The following is a 19,414-nucleotide window of genomic DNA, read 5'->3' as shown; positions in this document are numbered from 1 at the left end:
ATGTTTTTACTTTACCCACTTTACGTTTTCCTTTTTCTCCTCATTTACCAAAAGTTGAAAGACATCAGGTCTTGAATAATGACCAACCACATCAAAGTCAAATTGACTAAAAGCAATATCTCTTAAATCAAGATTTGCTATTAGTATTTCTACTTTACCAAATACGGGTTCTTTTATATATTCTCCTAGTGGACCAACAATCGCACTTCCTCCTGGACACATTTCTTCTTGAGAAGATACTAGGTCATCATAACAGGCTAAATCAGTTGGATACATATCCTTATTAACATATTGATTGCATGATAAAACAAAGCATCTCCCTTCGGCTGCTATATGACGAATTGTTGATTGCCACAATTCTCTGGAATCTGCTGTTGGAGCAATATAAATTTGAACCCCTTTGGCATACATAGCTGCTCTGGCTAATGGCATATAATTTTCCCAGCAAATCAATGCTCCTATTTTGCCATATGGTGTATCGAAAACAGGTAGTGTGCTGCCATCTCCTTCGCCCCAAATTAATCTTTCTGAACCAGTCGGCTTTAATTTACGATGCTTTCCGAGTAATGTACCTTCTGGACTAAAGAATAATACAGAACAATATAAGGTACCACTACTGAGCTCGTTATCTCTTTCAATTACGCCAATAATAAGATAGACACCAGCCTTCCGTGCTGCTTCCCCTAACTTTTCAGTTGTTTTACTCGGAACCGGAACTGAATTTTCCCAATAACGAAGCCAGTCTCTTCTGCCTTCTGAGGAACGGCTTCCTACCTTTGCTCCAAAACTGAGACCTCTCGGGTAAGCTGGGATAAAAGCTTCAGGAAATACAACAATATTTGCTCCTTTTTCTCCTGCTTCAAGTGTTAATGAAATTGCTTTCTCTGTACTAGCTTCTTTATCCATAATGACAGAAGCAGCTTGGACAACAGCTACTCGTACATTAGAACGTTGTTTACTCAATTTAATCACTCCTCTTAAAAAGCCTATTATGTTTGTAAAATATCGTTTAACTTACTCCTAATCAGCTAAAATAACATTAATCAAGGCATGAACTTTCTACAAATCTCTTTATTCTTTTCATAGCTTCACGTAAAGCTTCGATTGAAGAAGCGTATGAACAACGAATATGGCCTTCTCCACCTTCACCGAATACATTACCTGGTACAACTGCGACTTTCTCCTTCATTAAGAGATTTTCTGCAAACTTCTCTGACGAAAGTCCTGTACTACGTATAGATGGAAAGACATAAAAAGCGCCTCCTGGTATGTGACAATCTAAGCCCATTTCATTTAAGGTATTTACAACATAATTTCGACGTTTTTGATAATTTTTTCTCATTTCCTGAACATATTGTTGGCCATTTTTTAGTGCTTCAATGGCACCATACTGTGTTATTGAAGGTGCGCATAGCATAGTGTTTTGATGGATTTTTAACATTTCTTGACTGAAACCCTCTGGTGCACATATGAATCCTAGTCTCCATCCTGTCATAGCAAATCCTTTAGAAAAACCTGATATAATAATGGTCCTTTCTCTTAATCCGTCAATAGATGCAATAGAACAAAATGTTTCATCATATGTTAGTTCTGCATAAATTTCATCTGTTATAACTAGTAAATCATGTTCAATTAGAATCTCTGCTATTTCTTCTAACTCATCTTTATTTAGAAAGCTTCCTGTCGGGTTATTAGGTGTACAAAGAATCAGCGCTTTTGTATTTGAGTTAATGGATTGTTTAATATGCTCTGGCTTTGGTTTAAAATTTGTTTCGATGGTTGTTTTTACTGGCACAGGTATTCCTCCTGCCAATGTTACTAAAGGTGCATATGCAAGGTAGCTTGGTTCAATAACCAGCACTTCATCACCTGGATTTAAAATCGTACGCAATGAAAGATCAAGTGCCTGACTTCCCCCAATTGTGCCAATGATTTCCGATTCCGGAGAGTATGAAACTTGAAAACGACTATTCATGTAATACGCTATTTCTTTACGAAGTTCCATTAAACCCGCAATCTCAGTATAAGATGTATAGCTCTTTTCTAAAGACCTAATAACAGCCTCACATATAGACCAGTGGGTGACAAAATCAGGCTCACCTACCCCTAGTGAGATAACACCTTCAACACGATTCGCCATATCAAAAAAACGGCGAATTCCAGAGGGTTTAATTTGTTCAACCCTAGAAGATAGATATGACTTCAATGTTCTTCCACTGCAGAAATCATCCTCATCAATTATCCTTGTTATTTTTTTAGTATTCAGAGAAAAATCTTCCAGTTTCATCTATATTCCCCATTCTAAAATGACCGATTGAATTAATTAATATAAATGATAGAAATAAAGGAACCCTCAATATTGTAAGACTCTAGAAAAGGGCTCCTTGTACTTCTTACTATTTATCCATTAGATATCCTGTCTTTTCATCTAATCGCCTTATGTTTCTTTATAACCCTTAAGAATTTCAGTTCTTGATCCTCGGCACCTTGAACTGGAAGCCCAGCTTCAATATTCTTTTTTGTATACAGCAAATTCTCTTCAGTAATAATCTCTCCAGGTATAAAGATTGGAATCCCTGGAGGATAAACCATGAGGAATTCTGAAATTATTCGTCCTTTAGACTCTTCAAATGGAACGAGTTCAGTATCTGCATAAAATGCCTCACGTGGTGTTAAAGCCAAGGGTGGTATTTCAGGTAAAATAACAGAGACGTCTCGCTTAACAACACTCTGATCGATAAATTCATTTGAGAGTTCGTTTAGTGCCTTTACAAGAACCTTCAAATCTTCCTCAGTATCTCCTGAAGTAACAATACAAAGGATATTGTAAAGATCAGATAGCTCTACTTCTATATTAAATCTTTCACGTAACCATTTTTCAGCATCATAACCTGTAATTCCAAGTTTTTTTACTGAGACTAAAAGCTTAGTAGGGTCCATAGCAAAGGCAGATCCTGTTCTTAGGATCTCCCTGCCAACACAAGAAAGGCAATCAATTTTATTAATGGAATTTCGTGTCTTCTCAGCCATTTGAATCGTTTCCTCTAGTAATGCCATCCCCTCTATAGCTAATGACTTCCTTGCTGAGTCCAAGGATGCTAACAATAGGTATGATGTTGACGTTGTAGTCAACATACTTAGAATCGATTGGACACGAGCAGGTGAAACAAGATTTCCACGAACATTTAAAATCGAACTTTGAGTTAATGAACCACCTAGCTTATGCACGCTTGTTGCAGACATATCTGCCCCTGCCTGCATCGCAGAAAGAGGAAGCTCATTATGAAAGTGAATATGTGCTCCATGGGCTTCATCTACTAGTACTGGAATGTCAAAAGAGTGAGCAATTTTTACAATCCTTTTTAAATCTCCTGAGACCCCAAAATAAGTAGGGTTTATAACAAGAATGGCTTTCGCATCTGGGTTTTGTCCTAATGCCGTTTCTATTGCTTCTGGAGTTACTCCATGTGAAATTCCTAAAACAGGATCCACCTCTGGATGAATAAAAATTGGAGTTGCCCCTGAGAATACAATACCGCTCATGATTGATTTATGCACATTGCGCGGCACAATAATCTTGTCTCCTGGTTCACAAACAGACATAACCATTGTCATAATTGCGCCACTAGTGCCTTGTACCGAAAAGAATGTATGATCAGCTCCAAATGCCTTTGCTGCCAAATCTTGTGCATGTTTAATGATACCTTGTGGCTGATGAAGATCATCTAAAGGCCCAATATTGATCAAATCAATCGATAAGGCATTTTCTCCGATAAATTCTCTAAAATCTGGGTCCATCCCCTTTCCCTTTTTATGCCCTGGTATGTGAAATTGTATTGGATCCTTCTTTGCGTGTTCCATCAAAGCTGTAAATAATGGAGTATTTGATTGAGAATACACGACATATACACCTCTTTTTCTTAGTTGTTAAGTGAAATTCCCTTTTTGTTGGGTCTCTTTGTTTTGTTTAAAGCTGGGACATCTCAGTTTTAATCAATATTATCGTGTAAGGTAAGAATTTAATTAAATCCAATTCAGAATGATATAATAATGACTATTTCTCGTTCTTTCTATTGCTTAAGGAATAATGAAAACAAAACAATGAAAGTTACTGTTCATTTAAGATTGATTGAATGGTTTCTAGTAATTTTTTATTTTCCTCGAATGTCCCTATTGAAATTCTTAAATATTCATTTAGTCCCCACGTAGCTCCTGATCTTACGATAATTCCATTTGCCATAAGTTGTTTATATACATGCTCTGCATAAGGTCCAAATTGCACTAAGACGAAATTACTCATACTTTCTATAAAATGTAATCCTAGCTCATCAAACGTTTCATACAATTGTTTACGTCCGTTTTCGTTTATCTCTTGGGAAGCCTTAAGATGTTTTTGATCTGACAAAGCTGCAACAGCGGCCACTTGAGCTAATGAGTTTACATTAAATGGTTCTTTCACTTTCAAAATATCTTTTACAATTTCTTGAGAAGCTACCCCAAAGCCAATACGGACTCCTGCTAATCCATAAATCTTTGAAAAAGTTTGCAGTACAATGATTGGGTAATCTTGTTGAACAAATTCTATACCATTAGAATAGTCTTCCGCTGTTGCAAAATGGGAATAGGCACCATCGAAAACAACAAGAACATGTTTTGGTATGGATTCAAGTAAAGAATTTAGCTTCGCTTTTGATAAATATGTCCCAGTAGGATTATTCGGTGAACATATATAAATGAGTTTGGTCTGTTCAGAGATCCTAGATAAAATAGCGTCGATGTTAAATTCATAGTTTTCTCCAAGAGGTACCTGTATAACTTTGGCACCCATTAAGCGTGCACCAAAATCATATTCGCTAAAGGAAGGAGAAGGGACAATTATTTCATCATTAGCTTCTAAATATGATTCTGAAATAAGGGTTATCAGTTCGTCAGCACCATTTGTCATAATAAGTTGTTGTGTTTCAACATGTTTGTTTTGATAACATCTCCTTTACAGCTGAAGCATTAGCATCCGGGTACCGATTAATATCAAGGATACCTTTGGAAATAGCTTCAATAGCCATAGGTGATGGCCCGAGTGGATTTTCGTTTGAAGCTAGCTTAATCACCTTATTTATACCTAATTCCTTTTGTACTTCCCTTATAGATTTACCAGGGGAGTATGGTTGAATCAGCTGTAATGCTTTACGCGGTTTGATCTTTTGGTTATCTAACATTTTTTTATCTCCCTCATTTAATAGTTTCTACAAATAAATTCTTTAAGACATAAAAACTAGTACTTTTTATACAATTTACTTCTACCATTTCTCTATCATAAGGAATTACAAAGAAAATAGACCATCCAAATGAAAGGTATTTTAGCCATCCAGTTCAGTAAATGTTAATATGGTTTTGGCTTGTTAAAGATTTTAAAAGCAAAAAAATTTCAAATTTACAAATGAACGTGATAGATTGTTTTATATTTAAATACATCACATTCTCTTTTGACTTTACTATCGCACTATAAAATCACTTAAGTAATTCATTAATATTTTTTAATATGATAAAAATGGAACTCCTTTCTTTCAGTCGATAGATTAAAATCGATAAAAAAACTGCAAATCCAATAAGGATTCACAGCCTATTTTTCCTTTTCTATTCAGTTACAATAGCAAAACGTTCATTCACGTAAATATATGACCAAGTTAATTTATAAAATTTATTCTATACTCCCAAATTACTACCCATGATTCGGGAAGTAGGGAAATAAGTTCTTTTTATACTAAATCCCCTGTTGCTAACATAGAATGTTTTTGAAGGCTATCGGATCGTAGACGATACGCGACTATTTTCTTCTTGTATTTTTTGACTACATCAACACGATCAGTGTAAATGTACACAAATAACCTAACATTGTTTTTGCCTCTCTTAGTGTCAATGACCACTGGAGTTACACTGTTTTCTAGTGGTGCATAATATCGCTCTAAATATAACGCTTCGTTAAAATCATTAATAACTTGAATTTTGTCTTCACCTTCCAAGTGTTTTCCATCGATGGTTACGGTGGCAGTCTCGTCACTAAGTTTTAAATGCAATTCAAACTTACTGATAAGCAATTCCACAACACCGGTTGGGAGACACGTCACTAATATTTTAAGAAAAGCCGCAATAATCAACAAAAGTACAAAAGACCATGTCATAATTTTTCATCTCCGTTACATTCTATTTTAATTTTATTCCATAACGCATATTATCAATGCATTGATTGTTTATTTTTGTATCTAGATGAAACTTGATAATCTTGAAGTCTACCTATATGTATTAAACTGTATACCTTGCTCTTTAAGAATTCCTTTTTATAATAAATAGATTTATATAATTATTAACCATCCACTTTTATTCTTTTTTAACCATCCATTATCCAAAGTAATTCTAAATACCATCAAAACCCTGATGGTATCCGGTTAATATGATAATGGGATATGCATGGTAAAAATGTGACGTTTTATTGAAATAAAATAGTGATTAAGTACATAATGTTCTGTTACTTTCTTTTTGACATCGTGTTCATCCCTACTATAAATGTGTTCCTTAAAAAAGATCATAGATAAACTCAATAATTCATTTGAATTTGTCTACAGTCTGTGAGTCAGTAAATTAAAACACAAAATAAGAGTTTAAAGTTGATATAGACTTTAAACTCTTATTTTGTGTTAAAACATATAACTTGTTTGCACTTGGAATAATTCATTTATTCACATGAAATAATTGATGAATATTGAACACTTAAAGTTATAAAACTTCAAGTGTTTTTTCATAGAATTGTGACAATTCTATAATCATTGCTCCCATTCTCTCATGCTTAGGGGAAAGGTACCTATCTACATTTTGTTCGATTAAAGCCTCAGCTGTTACTTTTCCAACAGCAACAGCAATAGTATCCTTTTTAAAAACTTCTAATATATCTTTTAGGTAACCTTTTTTTCTTACAAAATCAAATAGTGAACGAACTTGTATAGCAGTTGTAAAGCAGACAGCATCTAATTCATTATTTAACAACTCTATACAAAGTTTCTCCAATATCTCATTTTCGGGAGGAATGTGCTTGTAAGGAAGAATCTTTAATACAGATGCCCCTCTGTCCTCAAGAAACTTGATTAATGTAGGAGCATCTTCACCATGCAGCTGCACCATTACCTTTTTATTTGAAAAATCAAAGTTATCGAGAGATCGTATTAAGCTGCGATTTGTACCGTCTTCATCAGATGCTAAAGGTATTATTCCAAGTTTCTTAAATGTAGAAAAGGTTTTATAACCTCTTGTAGCTACATTAGCATGTTGGATAATAGTTAAAAATTCTTGTTCAACATTTAAATTTTTGGCTAAATTTAATAGCGTTTCTGTTCCAATACCGGTTGTGAAAATTACCCAATCAGCACCTTCGCACACAAACTTTTGTAAGTCTGGATTAAGTTCCTCCTCCGCTAAGAGGACGGTTCCTTGTAGGGGACGAACGACAGGGGTGCCTCCCTGTTTCTGAATTAATAAACTAATTTCTTCTATCTTGCGGCTACCGCCAATAGCAATTCTCTTTCCTGTTAATCCTTTTCCCATCTTTTATTCCTCCTCTCCACCAATTAGAGCTTCTCTATTTACAATCATTCCTTAATATCCTGTTTAAAATGATTTAGTGATTCAGCAAATCTTACGATTCCTTTACGCATCAAATCTAACTGTCCTCGTCCATATGTAAATCGTATATAGCCTTTATTAGATCCTAAGATACTTCCAGGGACAAATGCAACTCCATTTTTAATCGATTCTTCAAGTAATTTATGCTCATTTAACGCTGGATCTACTTTACACCATAAGTGGATGCCTCCTTCTGGTGTTAGGAAATCCACCTCTTCCCCCATAATTTCCTTTAGACTTAAAATAAGCTCGTCTCTACGAAGTTTAAGTTGCTTTCGGATCATATTTATATGGGAGTTGAAATATTCTGATCCCAAAAATTCATTTGCAATCCACTGAGGAAATACACTATGTCCAAAGTCTACTTGCTGTTTTGCATCTGCAAGACGTTGAATCACCTGTGGAGGGCCAATAATCCAGCCAATTCTTAATCCGGAAGCAACAATTTTAGATAATGAACTAATATATAGGACATTTCCATTTTCATCAAGCGATTTAAGAGTCGGATTGACTTCGCTATTGTAGGACGTCAAACTGTATGGATCGTCCTCAATGATCGGAATACCGTATTCAGTAGATATCTCCAAAAATTTCTTGCGTCTTGAAAGGCTGAGAATAGTCCCTGTTGGATTTTGATAATCTGGATTCAAAAAGACCATCCGAATGCGATGCTTTTTATGCAATGACTTCAAATCTTCAGGATTAGCACCGTTTTTATCAACTGGTAAAAGAAAAGTTCTTAATCCAGCAGATTGAAATAAAGGTAAAGAATAAGCATATGATGGATCCTCTATTGCAACTGCATCCCCTGGTTTAAGCAAGCACTCTACAATTAAGTGAAGTGCTTGTTGTGCACCAGAAGTAATAAGAACGGAAGAAGGATCCGTAGCAATGTTTTTGTGTTCTTTAACATGAGATACTATTGTATTTCTAAGGTCTTCATTTCCTTGTGGGTGATCATAACCGAGACTTCCGCTGAAAGATTGAGTGGACAATATGTTTTTAAAATGATTATGGGGCATTAACTCAGGTGATAATTCTCCACTTGCTAAATTTACTAAATCATTTTTTTGAATTTCTAATCGGATTCTCTGTACAAGTGGAAGGTTTGGTAAAAACGAGCCATCTTCCACATAGCGACCCCAGTTTGGGATACGTTTTTGAGAAATTCCCCAAATATCAGTACTTACCCTCGTACCGCTGCCTTTTTTTCTCTCTACTATGCCAAGAGACTGTAATTCCTCATATGCAGACACAATTGTGCTACGATTTACATTCAACTCTTTTGCTAATGTTCGTTCAGAAGGTAGAACACTATCAGCAGGAAATTGACCAGAGGAAATCTGATGTTCGATATATTCAGCTATTTGTTTATATATAGGTTTTTTATCTGTTCTGTCAGGTTTCCAATCCATTGTTTCCACCCTTGTCATTTTATCTATAATAGTATAATTGCAAACCTTTAAATGATAACAATATAGAAATAAATATGTAAAACCTTACACCTTGTTTAGCATAAAGTGTAAGGTTTTATTTTATCTCATAAATTATCTAAGAGTAATATAAACACCAACAGCTATTATAGATAAAAAGATTACAATAGCATAAATAGAAGTCAATCTTGTTACATTTCCTTTTGCTTTTTTATTATAATCTTTATCATTTTCTTTTGCTGCAAGTATGGTACCTATTAATGCTGCAATAGCCAGAATAACAATTAATATAATTGCAATTGTCATAATTATATCCCCTTTATATAAAGATAATACTTAGTAAATAAATAAAGACTATAGTTTAGTATAGTCCTTAACCTAAATTGATTAACCATCCAATTGAAGATTATCATTACCATCCACTTCGTATTATTCAATTATATAATAATTTGAAATACTCCTTTAGCTAATATATTTCTTTATTGAAGGAACCACTAAAACATGTTCTTTCAAAATCAAAATGTTTTAGAAATAAAATCTAAATAAAGTATTAAAATTTCAAGTCAAAACAAAAAACTTCAAGGATTAACAACACATAATCCTCGAAGTTTTTTGTTTACATATGAAAACGATAATGCATTTAGAAAAGCAATCATTTTTATTCGGTGGTGATAAAAATATATCAGAAATAAAAATTATTGAACTAGTTCATCCACAGATTGTTTTTCATGGATACGTTTAATCGCTTCACTAATTAAGGGAGCAACTGAAAGCTCAACTAACTTATCAATACGCTTCTCTTCAGGAAGGGTTATTGAGTCTGTTACAATTAGTTCTTTAATTTTAGAGTTCTGAATCCGCTCAATTGCTGGTCCTGATAAAACTGGATGTGTACAGCACGCATAAACTTCTTTTGCACCATTTTCTACAAGAGCATTTGCTGCTAATGTAATTGTTCCTGCTGTGTCAATGATATCATCAATTAGAATCGCTGTTTTTCCTTCTATATTCCCTACTATATTCATTACTTCAACAACATTAGGTCTAGGACGTCTTTTGTCTATAATTGCAATAGGAGCTTTTAGCCTATCTGCTAATTTACGAGCACGGGTAACACCGCCGTGATCTGGAGATACGATGACAATATCATCTAATTGCTTATTTAGGAAATACTCTCCCAAAATCGGAACACCCATAAGATGGTCAATAGGTATATCAAAGAATCCTTGAATTTGTGGTGCATGCAGGTCAAGTGCAATAACACGCGTTGAACCAGCTGTTTCAAGAAGATTTGCGATAAGTTTTGCTGTAATTGGCTCCCTCGCTCTTGCTTTACGATCTTGTCTAGCATAGCCATAGTAGGGAATGACAAGGTTGATTGTTTTTGCTGAAGCACGCTTTAAAGCATCTACCATTATTAAAAGCTCCATTAGATGTTCATTTACAGGGGAGCTAATTGATTGAATAATATATACCTCACAACCACGAATACTTTCTTCAATATTAATTTGAATTTCTCCATCACTGAAACGAGTAACAGAACACTTCCCTAAATCAACACCTAGAATTTCGCCGATTTTTTTTGATAGAGCTGGGTCAGAGTTTAAGGAGAATATTTTTAAATTCGAATCTTCATAGTGCTTTGACATAATAAGGTGAAAACCTCCATAAGGTATTTTATTGTAGCGATTTGCATATTCTTATTTTACACTATAAGCAAAACGTTCAATAACTAGTTCTTAATAAATCATACTATAAATAATATAAAAAAGGGATTTTATTTATCTATTATCTCCTTCTACCGAGGGTAAATCTAAATGTTTTTATGACTGCGGTCTAAATCTATGTATTACCCAATATTTTATAAAGAGATGAAGAATATCTTACCAACATTGTATCTTATCTTCATTTTAAAGATAAATTTAATTGAATGGAGTGATCTAAAGGTGTATGTCATTCATTTTTTTGAAGATAATACATTGCATTTAGTTCAGTTAGTTAATACGATTCCTACTGTTGATGAAAATATAAAAATTAAAGGTCGCAAAGGGAAAGTTTTAAGCGTTAGGACGATTGAAGAAAACAAAGTTCATGTTAACGTCTTGTTTGAAAAAGTGAAACAAAACCAACCAAATATAAAAGATACGAAGAAAAAGCGATAATCATTCCTATTTTATAACAATCCTTAAGAACTCTTCCTTTCCTTCATTACATTTAACCATTCCCAATCTGGGAAATTACCTTTAATTAATTGATCGTGCAAATCTTTATCTATCAAACAAATAAGAGATGACTAAAGTAGCGGGATAAAGTCATCTCTTATTTGTCATTATAAATAGTTACGTTTTTTTACCAGGATTCGAGCTTGGCTAATGTTTGCTTCCCAAGTAAATAGCCACCTATTGCGTATGCCTCGCCTCGCTCCTGAATGGCTTCTAAAGTCTTTTGGTGTTCATATATTTGTAAGTCATATGGGTTGTATGGAATTTCTTCGTTGAACGCTTGATTCAAATAAATGGTTGCTTCTTGTAACGCATGATTTCCGCGATTCATTACCTCATAAAAAGAGACAAAGCCATGCATAACACCATTATAGCGGATAGCTTTAACTGGTACACCGTACTCTGCCAATCTTTTACCATATGCTTCTCCTTCATCACGTAATGGATCAAACTCCGCTGTAATAATAAGAGCAGGAGGAAGGTTGGAAAGGTTGTCAGCTTGTAAAGGGGATGTATACGGGTTAGACCACATTTCCTTATTTGGCGTATAATACTTTCGTGCTTTTAACATAACGTTTCTTGAGATTAAGTAATAACCACTGTCGTACATTTCTCTAGAATTAAACGCAACATCTTTAAATGTTGTAAGTGGATAAAAGAGTGCTTGAGATGTTATAGCAGGTCCTTTACGATCACGTGCCATCATCGCAACTACAGTGGCTATATTACCACCTGCACTGTCTCCTACAACAGCAATCTTGTTTGTATTTCCATTAAATGTCTTGGCATTTTCTACAGCCCAAAGCAATGCTTCATAACTATCCTCTGTGGCTGTCGGAAATGGATGTTCTGGTGCTACACGATAACCAACAGAAATGACAACACTACCCGTTTTATTAGCAAGGGCTCGAACAATATTATCATGGGTATTGATATCACCATACCCTTCTAAAAATGCACCTCCGTGATAATAGATGATAATTGGATGTGGCCCAGCTATCTTTGGTTCATAAATACGGATGGGTATTTTAGCACCATCCGACATGGGGATGTACTTTGTCTCTCGATTATAACTTGAGGTTCCAGAAGTAGTTAAAAATTTAGGCGGCTTCATGCCAGATGTAACAAGGTTTTTATCCACAGCATGTAACAACACCGCCGTTTTCGCTGGTACTTTTCCAGCTTCTGTATGACTCCATTGTTCAACAGCAACAATTATGATCATACAACATAAAAGAATCACTGCAATAAATGTGAGGATGAAACTTTTTATTCGTTTTGTCATGTCCTTAGCTGTGAAAAGCTTTACCCTCCTTGATATAAGAAAGTTTTAATAGTTTTGGATGGTTGTAAATAATATATAGGTATTCATTTAACCAGTTATCCAAAGCATGATTCGTTTCGTGTACTATCCATTAGCTCTTACATATGTGTCTGATCATATTATACTAGAATCCTCAATTACCGTGGTCTCTTTTAGACTATCACCATATATTACCTTGTTTGGATATCTCCTAGCCCTTACTAGTTAAGACGATGACCTTAAAATATATTCATATTTTCAAAATGATAAAAGCCTAACTTGATGCATAACACATGCAAGTCAGGCTTCATTCCCATAAAGATTATTAATTTAAACACTCAATCTAAATAGTTAATTAAAGTTAAAGCCAATTAACTTAATCTTTCTTAGTCGATTTCAAAAGTAATGAAACTTCCTCTAATTCGCGCAAACTTAAGTCCTGTTTCCCGTATCTTGCTTTACCATAAGATTCTAATAAGGTTATTAGCTCATTTTGATTTCTTTTTTTATTTATCTCACTTATAATCTCGAATGGTGTATGGGACTCTTTAAAAATAAAACCGTCCTTAACTTTATTTTCTACCAACTGCCGATAAACATAGCGTACTTTTTCGCGGTCGGATAAGTCTTCCCACTTTGGTTTACGACTTAATAAATGGAAAATCAATTCTTTTGCTTGATTTTTCTTACCATTACCCCATTTTTTTAAATTAATAAGACTTTCCTTTTCGTCAAAATATTGGATTCCTTCCTCTTTCTCGCGATGATCTAAATGGAAGATTTGGCTTATAAATTTCAAACACCTTTTAAACCCAACTCTAAGCAAATAACCAAATTTCTTCCCAACGATAATGATGAGAACGACACTTACAATTAGTGCTAATGAATAAAAAGCAAACTGGATAATCTTATCCAAAATGATAGCAATTGTAGATGGCTCTCCTCCCTCTAAAACCGGTGTGGCAGCTTCATTAGGTGGAGGTGTTCCATCAATGGGCTCATCATTTTCAAAGATAGATAGGAAAGAAAGAATCATAGATATGACAGCTACAGTCGCTTTATAGAAAAAGATTTGGATATCCTTAAAGTTGGTTATGATAGCAATTATACTAATAAAAATTAAAATATAAGCTTGATTTTTTTGCTTAATTGAGCTTGTCACAAACGGCTTTTTTTGTTTTGATAAGGTTGAAGATTTTAATGAATTACTATTAGAAGCGAATAATGTGATTACGACCAGCAGAATGCCAGCCCATGTGATGATATTGAGATATGGAGATAAGGGATCTATAAATCGATATAAAAAGTATGCAATAAAGTATATAGGAAACCCAAACATCCATAGTTTAGAAAAAGAGAATAATTTCTCTGCTTCCTGTTCTGCAAATAGGATACTACGGTAAAAAATGACGCAATTACTCATAAAAACAACCAAATAAGATAACACATTATCATAAAAGAGAAGGGCAGAACATGCACTTGTGAGAAGGGTAAATACAAGATAGATTATTCGTTTTTTATCTTGGACAGAGACCCTTAATAAGTAACCAAAAATAAATAGAAGTGGCAAATGAGCAATCCAAAGCAGAGGTCTGGGAACGATATATATGCTAAGTAAAAGAACGAGTGGGAAAAAGAGGATGAATTCACACATGCCTAATACCCATTTCTCTAAAATTGCACGAACTCTATTGGGCATAATATCCACCCTCTCCCTGCATGTTTTTATAATCATTAAGCTGGTCAGTAAGCATTAGGATTTCAATTTTGTTTCCTTGAACTTCAAGCAGTCGGATATTTTCCTGGATATTTGCCGTTAATAGTGTAGTAATAATAAGAATATCTGTATTTAGACGGTTGTTCATGTCTTCCAGTAAAAAACGCTTAAAGCTCATGCTCCTATCCATGCTTAGCTTGGCCATTGTATCGTATAACTGTGTTAGCTGATGTTTCCCATTCTTCGGCTCAATTCGAACAGATTCCTTTACATTATTTTCTATTATTTCCCCAAATGGTTCAACTAAGTAGGAGTTACACCCAAATCCTGTGTTTATTCCTTTAGATATCGATTCTTGTGCAATAGAAGCAGCATATGATATACCCTTTTCAATTAATAGTGCGTTTTGAATTGGCATCCAAATATCCTCTGTTTCATCAAAGTTTAGATAAATCATTAGGTGGTGGTCAGAGGTGTAATCCCTTTTACTAACCTGTAAGCTGCCTGTCCGAGCTGTTGCTTTCCAATTTACTGAATTCATTGAGTCACCATAAGAATATTCTCGTACACCAGCGTTAACAAAGGGATCATCAATAATCCACCTTCTCACCATAATATTGCCAAGCCAACTATGAGAAGGTAAAGGTATGTCTTCGATTGGTATGATTTCAGGATACACAGTTACGGTGGCTTTTGCGTTGAAATGATCAAAGGTCTCCCCGAAGCCAAGTACATCTCCAAGTGTCAAAGATACTGTTTTAAGCTCATAATATCCCCGTTTATTACAGTAGACTTTATGCCTTCTAGTTATTTTTTGATAGGGCAACAGGCTAAATAAAGTCCGATGAAATTCTTCACTTAGTTCTTCAGTAGAGTTGTCTTGTTTTCTTGCAAATTGTAAATTTTGATCAATTTTTGATTCTAGTCGTAACCATGGTAATGGAAGTAGTTTATTATTTGAGATTTCATCGATCATTTCTATTTCTTCTCCAGCGAACACTGTCTTCTTATTAAAAAAACGATTGTATTGTAAACCTACTAAGCCCCATTTATGAAAAATGAAGCTCTGAATCATACTAAGTAAGCAAGTAATTAAGATAAACCAGGCGATACTCATCTATGATTGAATGCCTTTCATAAGTTCTTTCTCTGCAGGTACTGGTACCGCTTCCAACACTTCATCTAAGATTGAATTAACTTGGCTATTCTTTGCTCTCATCATAGATTTTAGCAGTAGACGGTGCCCTAAAACAGGTTTTACCAATGCCTTTACATCATCAGGACTCACATAATCACGGCCTTTGAGAATCGCATAAACTTGGACAGCCTTTAACAATGCTTGGCTTCCCCGTGGACTAATTCCTAACTCTATTGCTTGATGATTTCTAGTTTTTTCTACTATATTCATGATGTATTGGAGAATATCTTCACTGACATAAATTTTAGAATATAAGTCTTGAGCTGCAACAATTTCTTCCTTATTTATGACAGGGTTTATCTCTTCAAGCGGATTATTTTCTTTAAAACGCTTTAAAATATTTATTCCTTCCTCCTTGGATGGATAGCCTAAGTTTACCTTTATTAAAAAACGATCGAGTTGTGCTTCAGGTAATGGAAAGGTTCCTTGGTTTTCAACAGGATTTTGAGTAGCAATCACCATAAATGGACGATCTAATACATGTGTTTCACCGTCAATTGTTGCCTGTCTTTCCTCCATACACTCTAGTAAACTAGATTGTGTTCTTGGTGTTGCCCGATTTATTTCGTCTGCTAGGACAATATTCGAAAAAATCGATCCTGATCGAAATTCAAATTCTCCCTTCTTTTGATTGTAAAAATTAATCCCTGTCACATCGGTAGGAAGTAAATCCGGTGTGAATTGTATTCGTTTAAATGAACAATCTAAGGATTTAGCCATAGTTTTTGCTAATAAAGTCTTTCCTGTTCCAGGGACATCCTCCAAAAGAACATGTCCAGAAGAGATTAAGGCAACAAGAAGCTGATCGATCTGCTCCTCTTTCCCGATTACAACTTTTTGGATGTTCTCTTTTACTTTAGATGCTACTTCTTGTATATAATTTAGGTTCATTTCACTTTTCCTCTTTTCTTTTTTCATGGTGATCCTCAAGGGTGTAATCATAATAAGCACACCATTATTGAATTTGACGTAATCTTATGATTTCCTTTCGGTAATCAAATACTTTTTAAAAAATTGCGCAATATTCATTTTTTAACAAGAAACTAGTGGGGATAAATACTTGAGGAAGATATGAATTAGCAAAATGATCCGTTGCTTTGTTGATTTATTAATAAAAATCTTACATTCATTTCTAAATATACAATAAATATTTTTATGAAAATAACCAATGCTATTTATGATCATTAAAAAAGGAGAATGATGAAATGGGCAACCAAAGTGATGGCCGACAAATTCGTTCAAGAGCTGAAAAAAGAGCAATTGAAAACGGACAAGATGTTGAAGTGAAGGAATTTTTCAGAGGAAACGGAAGTCAAAATAACAGAATTCCTAATAAAAATAAAAATTCTTAAAGCTTTGTATCCTATGGCAAAAGACTGAACCCTGTATTTATTCAGAGTTCAGTCTTTCTTCTAGTTACCCAGTTAAAATGTTTGGTACCAACACAACCTACTTACCTATTTGACTTATATCTCCTATAAGCGAAATGTTAGAAAAAGTGGCTGTATTATAGTTTGCAATTTCACTCGTATTTTTAGCACCATCTACCGCAAATCCTATATAAACACCTTCACCCATTTTGATTTCTTTTCGACCAACTTCTGTCCAATTTTCTCCATCTTCTGAAGCATACCCTATTAATAGATCACCATTTCTTACAATTTTTAACCAGTATGGAAGTGTTGTCCCATTAAGGGATGGTACGCCAATTTCCTCAGGTCGATCGTTTTCACCTGGTGCAAGAATTGGCTCACCGTTATTAGTTCGCGTAGAAAAATGGACTGAATAAGGTGTATCCTGTTTATCAGCTTTCACCACCGAAGTACTAATGATCGCTGTAGCTGCATCTTTTTCAAGACTATCACGTATCATTAAGCCCAAAATAGCATTGTTGTCAACTTTTGTTAGCGAATCTATTCTTGCAACCAGTTCTGCGTCTCCGGTTACTTCCTTAAAGGCAAAATGAAAGGAGTCAGCTCTTTGATCAATGCTTCCCGAGCCTTTGACTATAAGTCCTTCATTCGTCTTAGTTGTGATTCCTTTTATTAGAACTTTTCCGATATCTTTCGCGGTCCAATTTCCAGATTGATTTACTGTATTAACATGAATTGGCATAGAGGTTGTCTGTGTAGCATTTCCGTTTTTGTCAATTGCTTTTGCTGTTATATACCATGTACCATCAGGGGCATTTTTCCACTCAAAATCGAATGTACCATCAGAAGACTCTCCAATCTTCTCATCATTACGATAATATTCTACTTTGGAAATAGTTCGTTTATCCTTTAGCTTAACTTTCATTCTCACGGTAGAACCTGCTTTATAAATACCGTTCATTTTAGGTGATAGAAGGTCTATCTCTGGATTCTCAGCTTGCATATCTATAAGAACAAGTGAGTTTAAATATAATTCTAAATTCGAATAACCTGATGCTGTAATTTCCTTCCCATCAGCACGATCTTCAGGATTTAATCCATTGGCTTCTTCCCATGTATTCGGTATCCCATCATGGTCTGTATCAACTGGTGCCTTTGCCGATTTTAATTCAGGATAACCGCCTACTTCCCATTCATTATTAATTAATCTACCGGTACCATTTTTAACATCATTAACAATACGCGCATCAATAGCATCCCTACGCGGATATGTTGCACCTGATTTTTTAAGTACCTCTTCATAAGCTTTTTCAGCAGGCTTTATATTTAATGTATCGTGGCCTAACACATCAAAAGGAGTGTCAGAAAAAACGGTACCATCTTTTATTTCTTCTATTCCTAACGTATTATCTTCTGTTACAGCTTTATTTCCATACATATAATTACCGTTTACATAAAACCAGCTAGATCGGCCGTTTTGTCCAGGACTAACCACACGCTTCAGTACTTTTTCATGTGTAGCTGGACCTGGCTTATAATAATTATTGATCACATTATTTTCCTGATCATTCCCACCATAGGTAGAGTTAAATCCCCAATTGTAAATGACATTGTTGACCATATCTGTACTAGAAATCGGATGTAGTTTATTTCCTGAATTCCCCAGTGCAGGAAGGCGACTTGTATGGCTAGCAATTAAGTTATTGGCAAAAGTGGCATTCTCACCGCCCCATATTCCACCATAACCATGTCTTCCTTTCACATGACCTGATATATACAAACTCTCACTAATTATGCTCCACTGTAATGTTGTATTTTCATTTCTATAAAAAGACAGTGTTTCATCAACAGACCAGCTTGTTGAGATATGATCTACTATCGCATCCTTGACATCACGTCCACCAAACGCATCAGGCTCTGAATCAATATTTGTGCTGCCAGGTCTAAATCTCATATAACGGACAATAATATTTTCAGAACCAGAGATATCGGTCCCAAAACCTGCAACAGCAATTCCATCACCTGGAGCTGTTTGTCCAGCGATTGTTAAGTTTTTTTGTTTAATCTTCAAGCTTTGCTTAAGATAAATTGTACCAGATACTCGAAAGACGACAGTTCGATTTCCTTGACTAACTGCATCTCTTAACGTTCCTTTAATAGGAGGATCACCCTCACCATAATCCTCTAAGGTTGTCACTTCATATACGTCGTAGCCACGTCCACCACTTGTATACATTCCCCCGCCTTCAGCTCCTGGAAATGCTAGAATCTTGTTAGCTTCCGCTTGACCTTCTTGAGGAATAAAAGAAATTTCTAACAACCCAAAAAATAATACTACCGTTGTTACCATGAGAGTAAACCTTTTCACTATTCATCCTCCTTTTATGACCTAATATTTATTTATCAGCTATCATTTTTTTGAATTGTAAAAACCTCTAAAGGTTAAATGTTTGTCATTTAATCCTCAACACGACCTTTTATTATTGAACATTACAAA

Annotated in this window: 17 protein-coding genes; 2 read left to right on the top strand and 15 right to left on the bottom strand. The window is 34.8% G+C overall.

Annotated elements, in window-relative coordinates:
* Positions 1-6 precede the first annotated feature (6 nt).
* From I7822_RS00155 to I7822_RS00115, 10 genes are all read right to left on the bottom strand, one after another.
* Positions 7-963, bottom strand: a complete 957-nt coding sequence (locus tag I7822_RS00155; RefSeq protein ID WP_207974792.1) for a carbon-nitrogen hydrolase family protein — start codon at positions 961-963, stop codon at positions 7-9.
* Positions 964-1,039: 76 nt separating this feature from the next.
* On the bottom strand, positions 1,040-2,206 hold the full coding sequence (locus tag I7822_RS00150; protein ID WP_243459207.1) for an aminotransferase: 1,167 nt from the start codon (positions 2,204-2,206) through the stop codon (positions 1,040-1,042).
* A gap of 218 nt (positions 2,207-2,424) precedes the next feature.
* Positions 2,425-3,900, bottom strand: a complete 1,476-nt coding sequence (locus I7822_RS00145; protein ID WP_207974790.1) for an aminotransferase class I/II-fold pyridoxal phosphate-dependent enzyme — start codon at positions 3,898-3,900, stop codon at positions 2,425-2,427.
* Positions 3,901-4,108: 208 nt separating this feature from the next.
* Positions 4,109-4,945 (bottom strand): pyridoxal phosphate-dependent aminotransferase, encoded by an 837-nt coding sequence (locus I7822_RS00140; RefSeq protein ID WP_307847632.1) that lies wholly within the window; start codon positions 4,943-4,945, stop codon positions 4,109-4,111.
* Between the two features lie 16 nt (positions 4,946-4,961).
* On the bottom strand, positions 4,962-5,216 hold the full coding sequence (locus I7822_RS30380) for a hypothetical protein (protein WP_307847631.1): 255 nt from the start codon (positions 5,214-5,216) through the stop codon (positions 4,962-4,964).
* A 540-nt stretch (positions 5,217-5,756) separates the two neighbouring features.
* Entirely contained in the window at positions 5,757-6,179 is a 423-nt protein-coding gene (locus tag I7822_RS00135; protein ID WP_207974789.1) for a YfmQ family protein, read from the bottom strand.
* Positions 6,180-6,771: 592 nt separating this feature from the next.
* A complete protein-coding gene (locus I7822_RS00130; protein WP_207974788.1) occupies positions 6,772-7,593 on the bottom strand; it encodes a uroporphyrinogen-III synthase in 822 nt (273 codons plus the stop codon).
* Positions 7,594-7,637: 44 nt separating this feature from the next.
* Entirely contained in the window at positions 7,638-9,086 is a 1,449-nt protein-coding gene (pdxR, locus tag I7822_RS00125) for a MocR-like pyridoxine biosynthesis transcription factor PdxR (protein WP_207974787.1), read from the bottom strand.
* Positions 9,087-9,218: 132 nt separating this feature from the next.
* The gene (locus tag I7822_RS00120; protein WP_207974786.1) at positions 9,219-9,410 is read right to left on the bottom strand and encodes a hypothetical protein; all 192 of its coding nucleotides are present in this window, start codon (positions 9,408-9,410) and stop codon (positions 9,219-9,221) included.
* A 389-nt stretch (positions 9,411-9,799) separates the two neighbouring features.
* Complete coding sequence (locus tag I7822_RS00115; protein ID WP_207974785.1) at positions 9,800-10,753, bottom strand: ribose-phosphate diphosphokinase; 954 nt, start codon at positions 10,751-10,753, stop codon at positions 9,800-9,802.
* 195 nt (positions 10,754-10,948) lie between these two features.
* Between I7822_RS00115 and I7822_RS00110 the strand changes: the two genes are divergently transcribed.
* A complete protein-coding gene (locus I7822_RS00110; RefSeq protein WP_243459177.1) occupies positions 10,949-11,266 on the top strand; it encodes a hypothetical protein in 318 nt (105 codons plus the stop codon).
* Positions 11,267-11,453: 187 nt separating this feature from the next.
* Here the strand turns inward: I7822_RS00110 and I7822_RS00105 are convergent, their stop codons facing one another.
* The 4 genes from I7822_RS00105 to I7822_RS00090 all read right to left on the bottom strand — a co-directional run bounded on the left by I7822_RS00105 (position 11,454) and on the right by I7822_RS00090 (position 16,435).
* Positions 11,454-12,611, bottom strand: a complete 1,158-nt coding sequence (locus tag I7822_RS00105; protein WP_207974784.1) for an alpha/beta hydrolase — start codon at positions 12,609-12,611, stop codon at positions 11,454-11,456.
* Positions 12,612-13,005: 394 nt separating this feature from the next.
* Complete coding sequence (locus I7822_RS00100) at positions 13,006-14,328, bottom strand: DUF4199 domain-containing protein (protein WP_207974783.1); 1,323 nt, start codon at positions 14,326-14,328, stop codon at positions 13,006-13,008.
* Entirely contained in the window at positions 14,318-15,322 is a 1,005-nt protein-coding gene (locus tag I7822_RS00095) for a DUF58 domain-containing protein (protein WP_243459176.1), read from the bottom strand. The genes I7822_RS00100 and I7822_RS00095 overlap by 11 nt, the downstream gene beginning before the upstream one ends.
* 141 nt (positions 15,323-15,463) lie before the next feature.
* Positions 15,464-16,435 carry an AAA family ATPase gene (locus I7822_RS00090; RefSeq protein ID WP_207974781.1) on the bottom strand — a complete coding sequence of 324 codons (972 nt, stop codon included), beginning with the start codon at positions 16,433-16,435 and terminating at the stop codon, positions 15,464-15,466.
* 314 nt (positions 16,436-16,749) lie between these two features.
* Between I7822_RS00090 and I7822_RS00085 the strand changes: the two genes are divergently transcribed.
* Positions 16,750-16,896, top strand: coding sequence for a hypothetical protein (locus I7822_RS00085; protein WP_207974780.1), 147 nt, complete (start codon positions 16,750-16,752; stop codon positions 16,894-16,896).
* A gap of 97 nt (positions 16,897-16,993) precedes the next feature.
* On the opposite strand, the gene I7822_RS00080 is transcribed toward I7822_RS00085, so the two are convergent.
* Positions 16,994-19,285 carry an Ig-like domain-containing protein gene (locus I7822_RS00080; protein WP_307847627.1) on the bottom strand — a complete coding sequence of 764 codons (2,292 nt, stop codon included), beginning with the start codon at positions 19,283-19,285 and terminating at the stop codon, positions 16,994-16,996.
* Positions 19,286-19,414: the final 129 nt, after the last annotated feature.

This window comes from Metabacillus bambusae (assembly GCF_017497975.1).
Lineage (GTDB): Bacteria > Bacillota > Bacilli > Bacillales > Bacillaceae > Metabacillus > Metabacillus bambusae.
Note: the sequence above shows the minus strand (reverse complement) of the source record. Positions and strands in the feature narration are given on the sequence as shown.